Origin of the sequence: Bacillus sp. DE0042, assembly GCF_007680225.1 — a bacterium.
GTDB classification, from domain to species: Bacteria; Bacillota; Bacilli; order Bacillales; family Bacillaceae_G; genus Bacillus_A; species Bacillus_A wiedmannii.
Genome location: NZ_VEJP01000005.1, coordinates 55,054 through 71,133, shown reverse-complemented (window position 1 = coordinate 71,133; position 16,080 = coordinate 55,054). Strand labels below are relative to the sequence as shown.

Annotated in this window: 14 protein-coding genes and 1 pseudogene; 2 read left to right on the top strand and 13 right to left on the bottom strand. The window is 33.3% G+C overall.

The window, feature by feature from the left end; all coding sequences use genetic code 11:
- Positions 1 to 2: 2 nt before the first annotated feature.
- From mreC to FS802_RS18990, 3 genes and pseudogenes are all read right to left on the bottom strand, one after another.
- Entirely contained in the window at positions 3 to 854 is an 852-nt protein-coding gene (gene mreC, locus FS802_RS19000; RefSeq protein WP_098654360.1) for a rod shape-determining protein MreC, read from the bottom strand.
- A gap of 41 nt (positions 855 to 895) precedes the next feature.
- Positions 896 to 1,915, bottom strand: coding sequence for a cell shape-determining protein MreB (mreB, locus tag FS802_RS18995; protein ID WP_000466737.1), 1,020 nt, complete (start codon positions 1,913 to 1,915; stop codon positions 896 to 898).
- 157 nt (positions 1,916 to 2,072) lie between these two features.
- Positions 2,073 to 2,213: pseudogene (locus FS802_RS18990) on the bottom strand (JAB domain-containing protein); the annotation flags it as partial.
- A gap of 203 nt (positions 2,214 to 2,416) precedes the next feature.
- Here FS802_RS18990 and FS802_RS18985 point away from each other — a divergent pair.
- Positions 2,417 to 2,611 carry a hypothetical protein gene (locus FS802_RS18985; RefSeq protein WP_144525384.1) on the top strand — a complete coding sequence of 65 codons (195 nt, stop codon included), beginning with the start codon at positions 2,417 to 2,419 and terminating at the stop codon, positions 2,609 to 2,611.
- Between the two features lie 203 nt (positions 2,612 to 2,814).
- On the opposite strand, the gene FS802_RS18980 is transcribed toward FS802_RS18985, so the two are convergent.
- The gene (locus FS802_RS18980; RefSeq protein WP_144525382.1) at positions 2,815 to 3,663 is read right to left on the bottom strand and encodes a hypothetical protein; all 849 of its coding nucleotides are present in this window, start codon (positions 3,661 to 3,663) and stop codon (positions 2,815 to 2,817) included.
- Between the two features lie 733 nt (positions 3,664 to 4,396).
- Here FS802_RS18980 and FS802_RS18975 point away from each other — a divergent pair.
- A complete protein-coding gene (locus tag FS802_RS18975; RefSeq protein ID WP_144525380.1) occupies positions 4,397 to 5,707 on the top strand; it encodes a hypothetical protein in 1,311 nt (436 codons plus the stop codon).
- Between the two features lie 188 nt (positions 5,708 to 5,895).
- On the opposite strand, the gene FS802_RS18970 is transcribed toward FS802_RS18975, so the two are convergent.
- The 9 genes from FS802_RS18970 to FS802_RS18930 form a co-directional block, all read right to left on the bottom strand.
- Positions 5,896 to 8,457 carry a S8 family peptidase gene (locus FS802_RS18970; protein ID WP_144525378.1) on the bottom strand — a complete coding sequence of 854 codons (2,562 nt, stop codon included), beginning with the start codon at positions 8,455 to 8,457 and terminating at the stop codon, positions 5,896 to 5,898.
- A 12-nt stretch (positions 8,458 to 8,469) separates the two neighbouring features.
- A complete protein-coding gene (locus tag FS802_RS18965) occupies positions 8,470 to 9,471 on the bottom strand; it encodes an AAA family ATPase (protein ID WP_144525376.1) in 1,002 nt (333 codons plus the stop codon).
- Positions 9,472 to 9,796: 325 nt separating this feature from the next.
- Positions 9,797 to 10,087 carry a hypothetical protein gene (locus tag FS802_RS18960; RefSeq protein WP_033716998.1) on the bottom strand — a complete coding sequence of 97 codons (291 nt, stop codon included), beginning with the start codon at positions 10,085 to 10,087 and terminating at the stop codon, positions 9,797 to 9,799.
- Between the two features lie 46 nt (positions 10,088 to 10,133).
- Positions 10,134 to 11,162, bottom strand: a complete 1,029-nt coding sequence (locus FS802_RS18955; protein WP_144525374.1) for an IS1595-like element ISBwe1 family transposase — start codon at positions 11,160 to 11,162, stop codon at positions 10,134 to 10,136.
- 92 nt (positions 11,163 to 11,254) lie between these two features.
- Positions 11,255 to 11,617, bottom strand: coding sequence for a DUF6262 family protein (locus tag FS802_RS18950; protein WP_144525372.1), 363 nt, complete (start codon positions 11,615 to 11,617; stop codon positions 11,255 to 11,257).
- Position 11,618: 1 nt separating this feature from the next.
- Positions 11,619 to 13,520 (bottom strand): tyrosine-type recombinase/integrase, encoded by a 1,902-nt coding sequence (locus FS802_RS18945; protein ID WP_483296241.1) that lies wholly within the window; start codon positions 13,518 to 13,520, stop codon positions 11,619 to 11,621.
- Positions 13,507 to 14,607 (bottom strand): tyrosine-type recombinase/integrase, encoded by a 1,101-nt coding sequence (locus FS802_RS18940; RefSeq protein WP_144525368.1) that lies wholly within the window; start codon positions 14,605 to 14,607, stop codon positions 13,507 to 13,509. Before FS802_RS18940 ends, FS802_RS18945 begins: the two co-directional genes overlap by 14 nt.
- Before the next feature lie 112 nt (positions 14,608 to 14,719).
- Positions 14,720 to 15,280 carry a RadC family protein gene (gene radC, locus FS802_RS18935; protein WP_144525366.1) on the bottom strand — a complete coding sequence of 187 codons (561 nt, stop codon included), beginning with the start codon at positions 15,278 to 15,280 and terminating at the stop codon, positions 14,720 to 14,722.
- A 46-nt stretch (positions 15,281 to 15,326) separates the two neighbouring features.
- Positions 15,327 to 15,902, bottom strand: coding sequence for a Maf family protein (locus FS802_RS18930; protein WP_001226270.1), 576 nt, complete (start codon positions 15,900 to 15,902; stop codon positions 15,327 to 15,329).
- Between the last annotated feature and the right edge of the window lie 178 nt (positions 15,903 to 16,080).

Below are 16,080 nucleotides of genomic sequence, written 5' to 3'. Positions count from 1 at the left end.
TCCTATTCTAATGGCGCTGAAGGCGTTGCACGTTTAGCAACCATAATATGCTCTACGTCATTCAAGTCAGCGGCCGGTTTTACATAAGCTGTTTTTGTTAAGCCGTATGGATCTGGCTGAACATCAACGATTGTTCCAATTACAAGACCTTTCGGGAAAATATCACCAAGTCCAGATGTTACAACTAATTGATCTTTCGCTACCTTAGCATCAGAGCCAATCTTTGTGAAAAGAAGTAAGTGCTTTTCTTTGTCGTAACCTTCAATCAATCCGAAGATTTTCTCATCACCTTGTACGATAGCAGAAACACGATTTGTTCGGCTCATAGAGCTTAGCAATTCTACTGATGATGTAAACTGGGATACACTTTTCACTCGTCCAACTAGACCTTGTGAAGTTACTACAGCCATATCTTTTTTAATTCCTTGCTGTGCTCCTTTATCAATTCCGATTAAATCGTACCATTTATCTGGATTACGAGAAACAACAGTAGATGGAATTTCAGTATATTGGCTATTCAACTCTTTTTTACCCGTTAACTCTTGTAATTTCTTGTTATCATCTTCTAATTGTTTTACTTTCCCTGATAGACCTGCATAATTATCTAATTTTGCTTTTAATTCTTTATTCTCTTCATACGTGCGCTTTACATCCTCTACATTTTCGAAGAATCCAGCTACGTATTTCGCTGGCTTTTGGAATACACGTTCTACAACACCGACAGTGTCTTTAACAAACTGCTCTGGCCATGTTAAACTGTTCCGTTCTTTCAATGAGATTCCAATCAATGCCACGAGAAGAATAATACTAACTAACAAAACAATTAATCTTTTGTTTAAGAAAAACTGTGGCACGTTCACACCCTCTTAATTTCATTGATTTTTATTTTGCAATATTATCGAGCAGCAGTTTTGAAAAGATCGATATTGTCTAATGCTTTACCCGTTCCAATTGCTACGCAATCTAATGGGTCTTCTGCAACAAGAACTGGCATATTTGTTTCTTCACTAATCACTTTATCTAAGTTACGTAGTAATGCTCCGCCACCTGTTAATACGATACCACGGTCCATAATGTCTGCCGCTAATTCAGGTGGAGTTTTCTCTAACGTATTTTTAACAGATTCTACAATTGCATCTACTGTATCTTTTAATGCATCTGCAATTTCTTCTGGCTGAATTAGTACTGTTTTTGGTAAACCACTTACTAAATCACGACCGCGAATTTCCATAGGCTCGATACCTTCTGGCTCGCCTGCAGAACCGATTTCTAATTTTAATGCTTCAGCCGTTCTTTCACCAATCATTAAGTTATAGCTTTTCTTAATGTACTGAATGATTGAATCGTCCATATCATCACCCGCAACACGAACTGATTGACTTGTTACAATACCACCTAAAGAAATGATTGCAACTTCTGTTGTACCGCCACCGATATCAACAACCATACTACCAGTTGGTTCCCAAACAGGTAAGTTCGCACCAATTGCTGCTGCAAATGGTTCTTCGATTGGATAAGCATCACGAGCACCCGCTTGACGAGTCGCATCGATTACTGCACGTCTTTCTACAGCTGTAATACCAGACGGTACACATACCATTACGTAAGGCTTACGTGAGAAGAATCCATTTGATTTTTGAGCTTGTTGAATGTAATATTTCATCATTGTTGCTGTCGTTTCGTAATCAGCAATTACACCGTCTTTCATCGGGCGAAGTGCCACAACGTTTCCTGGTGTACGACCAATCATTTGTTTTGCATCGCTACCTACAGCAACGATTTGTTTCGTATCAGTTTGTAACGCTACTACTGAAGGTTCACGTAAAACTACACCTTTTCCTTTTACATATACAAGCGTGTTCGCAGTTCCTAAATCTATTCCAAGATCGCGAGTAAAGCCACCAAATCCAAACATATTATTTATCTTCCTTTCTTGTTTTCACGGACTCATTTTTTCTTACTTTATATTATAAAAACAGTACGTTTTTTATATCTTTATCCTTCTTGTAGATAAATTTCTACAAAAAACTCATAAATCACATTATAAAACAAAATAAGTAAAAAGCATAGTCTTAAATATGACCTTTTTCCTTTAAACTCACGAATTTATGGTCACCTATTATAATATGGTCAAGCACTTCAATTCCTATAATCTGGCCGCATTCTACTAAGCGTTTCGTTACTTCAATATCCTCTCGGCTCGGCGTGGGGTCTTATCAAGAGTAACATAAGAAAAACACCTTTATATTGCGCTTTTCTCTTTGGAGACATGTGTTCAAAGAGAAATATTTTCTATTTTACTTTTTACATATTTAAAATAGTTTTAGGGAATTATTCTTACAAAAGGCTCCTTAAAAACCTTATTTTTCAGCCTTGATTTTGTATACAAACGTATGCAATAAACGGAGTGGTACAGATGGCAGAAACATTTAGAAGAGGAAAAATAATCGATCATACTAAACGTCTTATTTCCCGTAAAGAAATAATCTCAAGTCAACTGACACAAAATGAATTTTCTTGTATAAGAGAAAGTCTCTTAGGCCAAGTTCAATGTTTAGACTTTATAATAAACGAACTGATTATTGAATTTGACCTTAAAAATGAATTATAAACATAATTCAACTTACATATACCTCAAATTATCAAGTTTTTATATGTATACATTTGTATACTTTTTTATCGAAAGAAAGAACTTCCTTGATGATGACTCCCTGAAAAATCCCTTCTTAACATCATTAAAAGAAGGGATTACACTACCTGTATATTTTTCAGCTCTTGACTTTATCCATTAAAACTTAAATCCAAAAGATTCATTTACCAGCTTCTAGTTTTACACGAATAAACATAAAATGTAATTTCTCTATTATCTATGACATTTTTACATATCATTTCACCAAATATTCTTTTTTCATATTTTGGATTATATCCCTTCCAGTGACTAGTATTTTCACGATATACTGTTTCTTCTTTTAATTTGATTTTGTTGTTATGCCTTTGCAAGAAATTCTTTACAGCATCTTTAATATGTCCTTCAGACCGAAATTCAATAACTTTTTGGTTCCATTGGAATTTATTGCTTCGGTTTGATTGCATTATAAATACGTACTTGTGTTTCGCAGAAGAGGAATCAGCAAATGGTAATTCTTCTTGTATGAATTTTTTCATATTTGCTGCTCCATGCTTGTTGAAACTCTTCCAAGTGATCTCAAATCCCAATTTGTCCCCTGCTGTTAATATAATGGCTTCCTCTTCAATCCTGTCTGAAACTGTAAATTCCATTCCTTTCGGGAAATATCCTTGGCTTAGATATACTTGTTTGTATCCCAAGCTTACCATTACTTGAATTACTGATTTTTTTAGCAGTAAAACTTTATCTTCGCTTTGTAATTTCTTCTTTTGTTTCATCTCATATTCTTTAGTTTGTTGTTCACGCCATTTCTTTTTTTCTTCTTCTTCTTCTTTATTGGCCAATGCACGCCATTTTTCATAGCCACCATGATATGCAATGATTTCTTTTAATTTCTCTTTTTCAGCTTGTTTATCTAATTTATGAAGTTCTGTTCTACAATCAGTACATATATTAAGTTCTTTTTCTCCTACCTTCATGGATTTACGACACATTGCGCAAAAAGTAGTAGAGTAACCTTTATCTCGAATTACCATATTTCCTCTTCCCCTTCGCTTTATAAAATAGGTCATCAGTATATTGAATATACTTCGAATACAAGCAGTAATAATTTTGGATATATTTATGAACGTTTATCATTTTTCATGTTGTTCTACTTACTACATTATATTTTCATAAAACCAAAATGTATATTTACCTAAAAATAGGAACTGTATAAATGCAAAAACACTTAATACTGAATCTAGTATTCTTGATAAAACCACCACCTCAAATAATTCACACCATCTTTTTTAACAACTATTTTCTTTTTTAAAGGACTTTATTCCGTTTTAAAAACTTTATTACTTGCAGAAACTTTCGAGATGCTCTCTTTTTTGTTTTGGGCAGAATTTTTGGCATGCAACTATTATTAATTTTGAATAAAATCGTGATGCTTTAAAAATAGATGTCGCTAAAGATGATTTGAATTGGAATTATACACCACCTTTTCTATTCAATCTTGTATAATGAACATATCGATATTTATATATCTATATACTAACAATTAAATAGGTGAACGATTTGCAGTTTTTCTAGTATTACCCGAAGAAAAATATATCTGTTAGATAATTAAATATAGTACTAACTAAGAGAGCAAATAAAATTTTATGTAACAAATATAGGTAATGCTGAAAAGTTTCATAAGCACTACAAGATATACTTACTACGATCCTACATAATCAATAAATTTAGAAGATATTTCAAACTAGAAGTGAAAGGATGAAAACAATGGATTACTTATATATTGATGAAAAAGGACCTCAAGAAACAATTAGGATGACGACCCCTTATGATGAAGAGAAGAAAATCAAGTTAGGAAATGACAATATGTATGTTTATGTTGCTGACCTAATCAAGATAAACGAGAAAAGCCTTCATGAAATTGAAGAGAACTATAAATTCCTAGAAAAACAATACATGTCTTCGAGAAACTTTCCTGAACATAAAGAGTTAAAGGGAAAAGATATTTTGGGCAAGAATTTCAAGTACGGTATCGCTAGTCTTAAAGGTCGCGAAATAGATTTTTATAATTCTTTGCTTGACCTACTCCTTGAAAACCACGTTGATAATTTATTATTTTCAATAAATAAAATGTCTCTAGTTGCAGACAATAGATTAACAGGTTGGATTCTTAAATTAGAAGAAATGGGATATATAAAATCGGCATTGCTTTTAAAATATTCTCTTGTAAAATATTTGGAGATTGAAGCTAGTGAAGGTGTAATTCACTCTATTTTTGATTTGAACAAGGGTAATAGAGAAGTTCTTATAGAAATTCAGAAAGACATGGAAGCTTTTGTTGAAAAGAACAAACATATTCAAAGAATGTATATCCAAATACAGGAATATTTAGGTTTAATTCAACTAATTAAAATGACAGAGTATTTAATTCAAGACACCCCCTTTACTGGGGTATCATTTGATTGGAACAAGGTATCATTTGACATTGATTTATGGATTACAGAAATGTGCCATACTAATAAATTTAATATGCAATCGGCAGAACTAATTCTTGATGAAGGGATCCCCTTAGAACCGTTCAAAAAATTAAATTTCCCATCAATAAAAGAAGATCAAGATTCTGCTACTCATGTTGGGCTTCGAATTTCTGATGTTTTAGTCGTAATTTCAGGAAAATATATTTCAAAATTAGCAAGTGAAGTTAGATATGATAAAAGTAATCCAGAAAAAAGAAAGCTTTTACCTAATGATTGGTTCAAATTAAATGAAAAGCAATTTGATTTATTAAAAAAAATGAAGAAATATTTTTTTCCTAATAATTCAACCTATTGTTTTATAGTTGACACATATTTTGATGATGCACTTTTATTTGAAACTTATTTTAGATATATAAGTTCTTATAAATCTTTTAATGAATATAACGAACATTGGGATCTGCATGTAGACCAACATTTTAAATTTTTGGTAGAGAATGCTACAGCCAAATGGACAATTGCATTAGAAAACGAAGGAAAAACAAGAATGAAATACGGAAGCATGATTTCTGGTATTAAAGCTGGGATTATCCGTCCTATATAATTGAACTACCATCGGAATTATTAAATAAAACACAAAAGTAATCCATTTTGAAAAAAAGATTAGTCAAAATGGATTACTTTTTTTGAATGAACTTTCCGTTTAATACAAGCTAACTGAACTTTGCTTTAATAAAGTTTGATAAAAAATATATTCACTACTATCTAATCAAGTAATTTTCAGTGAACAAATCAATTTTCCACTTCAACTTCTTGTTCTACATTACCAAGTTCAATTTCAACAAGATTACGTATTTTATCGTATATCTCTACATCTTGATTAACAGCTTCAAAGCTAACTACTAAAGAATACCTTGCAGGCTCGTTTGCATCCCACCCCTTATGTCCACGAACAGCAATGCAGAAACTATCAGTTAGTTGATTTGACTTAATTATAGTCCAATCTTTTTGTAACGTACTATGAGATCGTGAAAAATCCTTTGCTTGGCCAAAATTACTCTGCTCACCAATAACCCAATTAAAATTACCGTCATCATCAACAGCAGCACCAGTTTCAAGAATTCTTTTTGAAAAAGAATCCATGCTTTCTCCAATTTTACTGCATCTCCAATCGAGCCAAGTAGATAAGTACCTGCTAATTGTTCTTCTAGTATTTCTTGGTTTTGCTACATATGACAGGGTAACATCTATACGAATGTCATAATCTTCACCGATAGCAGATAATTCTTCCGGAATAGGTATTTTAAAAATATGTGCTTGTCCTTCTGAAAGAGGATCAGTTTTTTCTGCAACTAAAGTAATTCGATAATCATCATTTTGAGTTGCTCTCATTACATTTGGTAGCCCATATCCAACATGTCTAATAATGTCCTGTGCACTTACAAATTTATCACTTATATTAATTGGCCATCTAGCAGATTGTGCTATCAAAGCTCTATACAGTAGTGCTGAAGCATCTGGAAATAGCTTCTGGATTTCAGCTGCAATATAAGCAACTTTCGGTGTGGAAAAAGATGTTCCTATTGCATCTTTAGCAAACGCATATCCGTCCGGAGATGTTCTAAGCAACTCCGCACAAACTTCTGGAGGAGTTGTCAGTTGTAAATCTTCCCCCTCTTTATTTTTCACCCAAGTCCCGCCATATTCAACTACGTCTGGTTTTATTGAATTCCAAATCCCTGCACCAGAGCGTGAAAATGCAGAAGGTTCATTTTCTCCACCAATGCTTATACTATCCTCCGTTTCATGCCCGGCATATGCAATGGAACCCACTGTTAGCGCCTGCATGCTTTGCGCTGGATTAGCTATTCTAGAACGTTCTTCAAATAGATATTTAGGATACGAGATTCCTTCACTGTAAAAATCTTTAATAGTATTACCGAAAATATTACCTGCTGCTTGAATAAACAAAATGTCATTTTCATAGCTTTGCAAATCAATTTCTGCAGCCCATGGTGACATATGTTTGATTTCACATGAACCAACCTCAGCGACAGAATGATTATATATCTTAGTTTTTCTATCAGCATTTTTTGTAAACTCTTCGACAATAGCTTTTATAAAAAGCGGAGGGAAAATGCTAGTTTGAACACTATATTCGTTGTTTTCATTTAAGACACGTGCATTTCTAATAAAGCATGGTAACTTATATGTACCCGTCCGTGGAATCTCAAAAGGATAGAGAATTGCTCCCGCCACTCTTGTACCATGACCTCCATATCCCACCTCATCAGAGACAGATTCTGTTCCTCTAACATAACATTTAGAATCTTCACCGAGCACACCCGGTTCTATATATTTATGTGCTTCTTGAATTCCACTGTCAATAACCGCAACAATAGGAGCATCATCATCTGGAGCAAGTATTCTTAATTCTTCGTTTATATCCCCCATAACTTCTTCTGTAGATATCCCTATGCATACATCTCCAACGTATTCTATTCCAAATATTGGAGCGAAATTATATACTAAATCCCTCAAGCATTTCCCATTTATTCTTACCCTAGCTGAAAAACTATCACATAACTCTAAAAACGTTGGCTCACCATCTACAAACGATCCAGTAAATTCACCATCATAATGCTCAATAAACTCCGTAAATTGTTGCTCACGCTCAAACTTCAACTCATCCCACAAATTATAAGCATCGAAATATTTTTTTTGCCATGATAGGTATCTTGAGCTGGCTTTATATTCTTCGTCACTAATATCATCCGTTTTTTCAGGTGGCTGTTCTAATTTAAATATATTCCCAGAGCAACTAATACTCACATCAACTTCATATTCTTCTTCCTCTTCTATTGCGTCCCACATATCCATTAAATTTTTCCCGAAAATCTTTTTCAACCTAGAATCTTCTTCATGAAAAGCGTATACACGAGCTGGTGTATTACAATTTCTTGATACCTCATTTATAAATTCTTCGGTTTTTCTGTTTAAGGTAGCAAAATCTGTTTCACCATTTGAAACTATCACATAGCCATTTTCAAGTTCTGAAATAACCTCAAAACCCAATCCTTTTAGAAAGGTAACATCACTACCTGGGTCGATTTCAAGCAAAATAGGAATCCCTGTTTGAATTTCTGGTAAATGCTCTCTTAAGCGTTCCTCTTGTTTTTCTCTCCAAAACCTTGATAATTGTGAAGCTTTACTTCTAATATATCCCCCATGATTAACTCGATTCGCTCTATTCTGATTTGTTCTTAAATCAGCTCCTCCCCCGCCTCTTAGCTTTGGCTTTCCAGCCAACACTAACGGTAAAGGTAGATGTGAAAAATTCTTTTGCTCCGACATAATTCCACCTCACTAATATTTCATAGAAACATCTCTAATTACCCCTAAAATATGCTCTTTTTTTACGATTTTAGATCCTTCAAGAACACAGCTTTTAGCTGCATTTTGTGCTATTGATACAACATTAGCTGCCGAATGCCCTTCAAGTTCCTTGGAAATCAGATTCCAATCTATATCCCTACTAACATTCATAGTAGAAAATGTAGTTTTAAGTAACCTCTTAATTTCATTACTAGATGGTTTAGGTATTTCAATGATATCATCAAATCTTCTGAATAACGCTTCATCAAGTGAAACTTTTAGATTCGTGGTAGCCACTACCAAACCTGGTGAACTGTATTCATCCAATAACGTTAATAACATATTTACAATCCGAGGCACTTCTCCTACATCTTGGCTGGCTGTTCTAGATTTTGCAATAAAATCACATTCATCAAGTAACAGTACAACAGGTTCATTTTTACAATAATCAAAAACAGCTCGCAGATTCGAAGCCGACTCTCCAAAATAGGAAGACAATAATGAATCAAATCTTACCTTTAATAAAGGCAAACCTAAGTTCCATGCTAATCTTTCTGCCGCTAATGTCTTTCCACAACCAGGAGCCCCATATAAAAGTATTTTTTTCTTTGGAGCAAGATTAAATTTAGCAAGACGTTCTTTAGCGAAATATTCCTTTTCAATGCACAACAGCTTATTTTCGATTTCATCGTTTAAAATCATATGATGCTTCAATTGATTTCGTGGCACATACGAAACTAACTGCTGGTTATTACGCTTACTTGTAGGCAATGCCCCCATCCCACCGCTACTGCTTTTGTCATTCATGTATTGTGCAAACCCATTGTTTGCTTTAGGCTTTTCATTACTTTTTATTTTTTCAAGGGAATCAGCTAAAACTGTATGTTTTTTTTTCCGTTCACTTAAAATGATGAGCTCAGCTATTTTTTTTAAAGCTATTGTGTCTTCTGTAAAAATCGCTTTAAAAAGCCTCTTATATAAATCAGCATTCATAATCTATTCACCCTTTCAGTATTCGGGATTGTAATATAAATAAGCATTAGAAGAATACCGTTTAATAAGCTTCATTCATAAATTAGTCTATTACTGTTTTACAAAATTATTATATCAACCCAGAAAAAAGTATATTGGATAAAAAACTCTAGACTACACTAATCTTCTATTATTCTAACCTAATTTTACCCCCCACGATACCTATATATTAAGTTTCCTCGGATAACATTCTTTTTAAAATTAAGGCTCTGTTAATGTTAAATGTTGATAAAAAGTATTAAATATGGGAAGACACCTTAGAGTTGGTGCTTCCCTTAGTTGTTGATTATTCATATTCAAATCTAAAATAGGTATTTTCTAAGCCCATTCTTTGCTTTAATGTTTTGCCCAAAGCATAATTATTCGGCAATTCTTTTTCAATGACACAAATAATATAACCTGCTTTTCCTGTTGTTAAATTAGTTAGTTGTAAGTAGTTATCGTTGTCGTAGATATAAGAAATAATGTATTCGTAGAAATCATTTTCTTTGTCTTCTCTATTCATACCAACATTGTACAACCTAACTCTTGCCCCTGCCCAAATTTCCTCCTCATCATTAACATTACTTAAAGGTATCCATTTCGAGTTATCCAATATTTCACCCTTTTCTTAATTCGTTCGTTTATACACTGAATTTTGACAGACGCAAACTATCATAAGTATCAGTCATTTCAAATACAAATGATGTGAGTAAGAACTCTTTAATGTTGTGTTTTGTGCTTTCGTTACTTTTGCTATCTATAAACAAGAACCACACAAGGTAGTTGTCTAAATATTTTGTAACCACACCTTTAAAACGGTCTATCCATTGTTTCATACGAGAATGGAGACCATTTACATTCTGGATATGGTACAAGCCTTTAATAACGTGCTTACCATCGTTTGATTTAATTCTGTAATGCTCTATTCCTTTTTCTTTTGCATACGTTTTGTAGGCTCTCCAAGCATCTGTAACAAGTATATTATCCGATGTTAATTTAGAACCAATCATACTATCAACTTTTGTTTTCACAACACGCCCCATACAAGCAATCTTGGAGACAGTCGCTTTGGTACGGTCTCTGGCAACAAGAACACAAACTTGTTCGTGGCTGATACCTCTGTGTTTAGATTTTCCACCACGCCTACGAGGTTTGCGTTCTGAAATACCACGTTGACCCTTTTGAGAGTATAGGAAATAGGTCTCGTCAACTTCAACGATACCTTCAAATTTCTCAAAATCCAATTGTTTTAACGCACTTAACAATTTATGTCTCCAATAAAAAAGTGTAACCCATGTAACCCCCACGATTTCAGCGGACTTTCGCAAGGAATATCCTTTAAACATACAATCAACAAATGTAATCCATTCGTTTCCTTTTCGAGTACGGTAAAGAACAGTATTCGTTGTATCAGTGAATGTCTTACTACAACATTTACAACGATAGCGTTGGCGATTATTGTGTTTACCGAAACGAACAACGTGTTCGGATGCACAATGAGGACATTCAAACCCTTCCTTGAAACGAGTTTCTCTCATTTCATTGATTAGATGACCACTGACAGAGGAAGAAGGTTCAACATAGCGTTTTACCCATTGAAACACTTGCTCTTTCTCTGTGTGTGACAAATTGCCAATATGTTTCAATAGATTACTGAACGCTTTGCTCAACCTTAACCCCCCCGAATGTTTGTTCTCATACAATTATACTAAGATTTCGGATAGGTTTCAAATATCAACATTTACCTTTAACAGAGCCAAAATTAAAAAAACTTACCATATAACTTTTCTATCTGTTTCTTCAAATCCAAATTTTCAGCTTCTAGTTTTTTAATTCGTTCTTTTAGTGTCTTAATTAGAATTTCTTCTGAACGAGGGCTCTTTCTCTTAAAAACTTGTGACTTCTTAATTTGCTGATTTCGAAGAGTCTCAATCCTCGTTCTAATGTCCTTATTTCTGTATAACCAGGACTTCGATGCATTGGCATTTTTTGATACAGAATTAAAATTAATAGTCTCACCTTTTATTGCCATTTCAGAAATTGTTCTTTCTACCTTTTCTTTTGTTTTATCCGATTTCTCTTTAGCCAATCTTATAATTGCATTTGTATTTTTGGAGTTACCCATTCTATCCAGACTCCTTTATAGTTCGGATAATTTGTTCTAACTTTTCCTTTACTCGCTGATTCGTTTCGATTTGTCGTTGCCATTGATGATTTTTTGCTTGTTCTAAAAGAATTTTTGTCCGACTTAAATGATTCTCGTGCTCTTTTATAAATTTTTTGCTGGTACAGAAATGTGTACAATCTAAACAAGCGTTAGCATGTGGGCAAGGCCCTGTAATAACAGGCAATCGACAATATCCATTAGGTAAAGCCTGGGCATTAATGTTCTTTTTAAACCATTGAAGATCGATATCATCAGCATCAGTTGCATTTTCAGTAATTTCAATAATACTACCATTATTTGTTATAATTTTTTCTCTGAATTTTGAGAATTCTTCTTTTAAAGTCTCATCAAAAATATGCGCATATTTAGCTGTCATTTCAGGTGATTCATGCCCTAAAAATTTTTGAACAATATGCTGTGGCACACCGTTATTAATCATCTTCGTTCCTACTGTATGTCTAAATGCGTGTGCTTGAAATCTGAAAACCCTCCCATTCCTATCAACTATTTTTTCATCATATGCTAATTGGTTTAGGTGATTTCTAAAGGTATCTTGTTTTAATGGTGATTTGTCTTTTCTAGGAAATAAATATAAGCAATCCAAACCGTATTCATTTTTCACAAATTCTTCTTGAGATTTAATTAATGCCCCAACCTCTTTTGATATTGGCACAATATGCTCCTTTTTCATTTTCCATTGATAAGATTTTAAAAAATAATCCCCTTCACTATCAACTATTAAACAATCAGTTTTTAACGTACAAAGTTCACTTATCCTCATTCCACATTCTTGAATAATCATAGTCATTGTAGCAATTTCCTGTGGTAGTTTATCTATTTTATTATTTAACTGCTCTAATACATAGTCATCTATGTATCTCGGCTTATTATTAGGAACTTTAGGATAATCTTCGGGATAAATTAATATTTTAGAGGGAGCATCATCCCATTCTAGTCTTCTCATGGTAGAAAATATCCCTTCAATATTCCCCAGTCTTTTCCCTATTGTTGAAGAACTAATCCCAGACTGATTGATCATACTGAGGTAGTCCTCTATATCCTTCCTTGTAATCTGGTTGATTTTTTGAATACCATTATTTTTACTTATAAAGTTAAAGAATTCTACTAAAGAGCCCAGTATGTGTCTCACTCCGCTAAAAGATAAAGTATTAAGTCTAAATCTACAATACCTTTTTGACAGTTCCCTAAAATTCATGTTTTGAATTCCACTAAAATTAAGCGAATATTCACGTTGAGTTGGATTTACCTTATCCATAGGTAAGGATAGTTTCCTTCTATCCCAGATATCTTTATCCCATTCTTCACCATCAAAATAAAAATCCTCATAAAACTCTATAAATTGTTTTAAGGCAGTAACATAATAAGAATTTGCTTTGATTTCAACCTTTTCTTGCTTCTCATTAAGTTTTTTATTTGTTACTGTTGTTTTAATTCCGGATTCAATTAAATAAGTTCTATATTCCATTAATGATTTTTCTACCGATACCTCTGTAATGGAAGAAAGATTAGGATATTTAACACTAAGAAAATCTAGCATTCTTCCAATAACTGTCCCTTTTCTAATCCAAACAGTTTTTGCAGACCAAATATTATTGATCATATGATAGTAAAAAAAGTATTTTAATTCTATTTTAATCCATGGGTTTTTTATTTTTTCAAAGTAAACATAACGGATTCTTAAGCTAGGATATTGACATAATTCAATTGCCGAGGGAATCGGGCATTCTCTTACATCCCATTTATCCTTTCCCCAAAAACCTTGTAAGCCATCGTTCATTTGGGATATTTTTTTACTAATCTCTACGCTGCTAATCATCCTATTATTTTTATCCATCCCTATTATTCTCCCTTTTCCTCTGTATATATTTATTAAATTCCTTTTTCATATCTTGATCCGATAGGTGTACGTAAGTATTAAGCGTTGTTTGTACATTGGCATGTCCTAACCTTTTCTGAACATAAGAAACGTCCCAACCACTTCTAATAAGTTCTGTGGCATGTGTGTGTCTAAGTATATGAGCTGTAAATTCTATTCCTGTCTTTTTATTCAATCTACGAATAAGATCTAATACACTTTGATATTTTAATGGTCTTCCAAAAAAATTATCTTTTAGATTAATAAATACATAGTCATGATTCAGGTCATCTCCGTACTCATGTATAAGGTAGTCTGTATATAAAGACATTATTTCTTTGCTAATATGTAAAACTCTTTCCTTTCTTTGCTTTATATAAGAACCATTTTCATTCTCATTTCTTGGTGTTATATGAATCTCATTATCCCAAGTAATTATGTCTTCAATTCGGAGAGAGAGAACTTCTCCAATTCTTAATCCCCCTTCATACATAATCATTATTATTAGTTTATCCCTTCTCGTATTACAAGCATCTACAATTTTTTTGACATCCTCATGTGATAATATTTTTAGTTTCTTCTTTTTTACTTTTAGTTTAAGTATATTATTTTGATAAGGCTTACTTTTATTTATATGGTGTAATATACCCTTGAAATTTCTCCCATTTAATCCCTTATAGGTATTTATTTTTTTGAAATCTTCAGAACGATACAAGTATTCAAGAAAGATAATCGTAGCATTAAGTATCGAATTAACTGTCGTTTCTTCCCTCTTAGCTTCTTTTTCCCTAAGATCAACAACCTTTATATCACCACTTGGATTTCTCAACCACCCTACAAATTCTGCAAGAATTTCAAAGGTTAAATCCTCTAATATTATCCTCCTTTGTCCCATATACTCATAAAATAACTTTAAATGATAACAATATGTTTTGATTGTATTAGGTGCCTTGCCAGTGTTATCTAAATATTTTATAAATCTTAATACCCGCTGTACTACTTCATAATTATTATCTATAAGTATATATAATGGATACTGTTTATTCTCCAACAATACCTTTTGAACCTTCATTCCCCCACCTCTTCGAATACTTTGATTACTATGAATATTAGCATTACTTATTAATTAGTTAAAGGCTTAAAAAAAAGAAATCCTAAACCTTGAATACTTAAAGTACTCTAGTTTAGGATACTATATTTAAGGGGTCTCCTGAAGGGTGGTTATGAAGACATATGATAGAGGCTGCTGCGCGGCGGAACGCTTCTTTAAAAACTTCTCTTGGATGTACAATTGATGTGTTTAAACTTCCAATGAAAATCGTTTGCCTATGTATAACTTGATTTTTTGTGTTCAAATATAAACATACAAAATGCTCCTGCTGCAGGAAGCGCATTTCTTCCATCATATATCTCGCACAATCTTCTGGGCTTCGAATGCTGTATCTATTTTGATATTCTAAACGTACCATTCTTCTACCAAGTTCAAAAGCAGCTATAAGCTGGGCTGCCTTTGCAATCCCAACACCATGTATACTGACAAGCTCTTCTAACGTTGCATCTTTCAACATACGTAAACCATCAAAGTGATGTAAAATTTTATCTGATAACTTTAAAACTGTTTCTTCTTTAGAACCTGTTCTAAGTAACACAGCAAGAAGCTCCCGATTCGATAAACTTCCAGCTCCTTCTAACAATAAACGCTCCCGTGGCTGTTCTTCTTTGACAACATCACGAATACCGTTCATTTCTCCACCCCTTTATTTGTTCTCTCAAAGAAAATCCCATGCAATTTTACGCATGGGTTACATCAATATTAAATTGTTTTAATTCCCGAACAAGACGTGAAATTGGTAACCCGACTACACTATAGTAGTCCCCTTGAATATGTTGAACAAAAATAGATCCTTTACCTTGAATTCCATAACTTCCTGCTTTATCAAGAGGTTCTTTTGATGCAACATATACGTCAATTTCCTCTTCTGTTAATTCCCAAAACGTAACTTCTGTACGCTCGTAAAAAGTGACTGTTTTGTCTTTTGCTATAATTGCAACACCAGTATACACCTCATGTGTTTTCCCTGATAATAATTGCAACATTTCTTTCGCCTCAGCCTCATTAGAAGGCTTTCCAAGAATACGCGATTCATATGTAACAATTGTGTCTGCACCTAACACAATGTAATCACTATTCGTTTCTGCTACCGCAGATGCTTTTTGCAGGGCGAGGGACATAACGATATCAGAAGGTGATGAGTACGCACCAATCGTCTCTTCTACTTCACTTACAATGATTTCAAATGGTACATCCGCTAACTCAAGCAGTTCCTTCCTGCGAGGTGACCCTGATGCTAAAATAATTTTTCTCATATTTTCTCCTTCCTTTCTCACATGAAGCAGAATCATTTACATCAATCGTATCAAAGGAATAGTTTGTCCACAAATGAAAGAAATATTATTTTCTCTAAATAAAATAATACTTTTTACTAAAATACGATTATATTCCTGCCATAGAGAAAGCACTTTGCTCTAAATTCAAAAGAAAAGA

What these genes read in the sequence shown, in the direction of transcription:
- FS802_RS18975 (WP_144525380.1), top strand. Translation starts at nt 4,397, where the DNA reads ATGGATTACTTATATATTGATGAAAAAGGACCTCAAGAAACAATTAGG.
- FS802_RS18985 (WP_144525384.1), top strand. Translation starts at nt 2,417, where the DNA reads ATGGCAGAAACATTTAGAAGAGGAAAAATAATCGATCATACTAAACGT.
- FS802_RS18930 (WP_001226270.1), bottom strand. Translation starts at nt 15,902, where the DNA reads ATGAGAAAAATTATTTTAGCATCAGGGTCACCTCGCAGGAAGGAACTG.
- mreB (WP_000466737.1), bottom strand. Translation starts at nt 1,915, where the DNA reads ATGTTTGGATTTGGTGGCTTTACTCGCGATCTTGGAATAGATTTAGGA.
- FS802_RS18950 (WP_144525372.1), bottom strand. Translation starts at nt 11,617, where the DNA reads ATGGGTAACTCCAAAAATACAAATGCAATTATAAGATTGGCTAAAGAG.
- FS802_RS18940 (WP_144525368.1), bottom strand. Translation starts at nt 14,607, where the DNA reads ATGAAGGTTCAAAAGGTATTGTTGGAGAATAAACAGTATCCATTATAT.
- radC (WP_144525366.1), bottom strand. Translation starts at nt 15,280, where the DNA reads ATGAACGGTATTCGTGATGTTGTCAAAGAAGAACAGCCACGGGAGCGT.
- FS802_RS18980 (WP_144525382.1), bottom strand. Translation starts at nt 3,663, where the DNA reads ATGGTAATTCGAGATAAAGGTTACTCTACTACTTTTTGCGCAATGTGT.
- FS802_RS18970 (WP_144525378.1), bottom strand. Translation starts at nt 8,457, where the DNA reads ATGTCGGAGCAAAAGAATTTTTCACATCTACCTTTACCGTTAGTGTTG.
- FS802_RS18965 (WP_144525376.1), bottom strand. Translation starts at nt 9,471, where the DNA reads ATGAATGCTGATTTATATAAGAGGCTTTTTAAAGCGATTTTTACAGAA.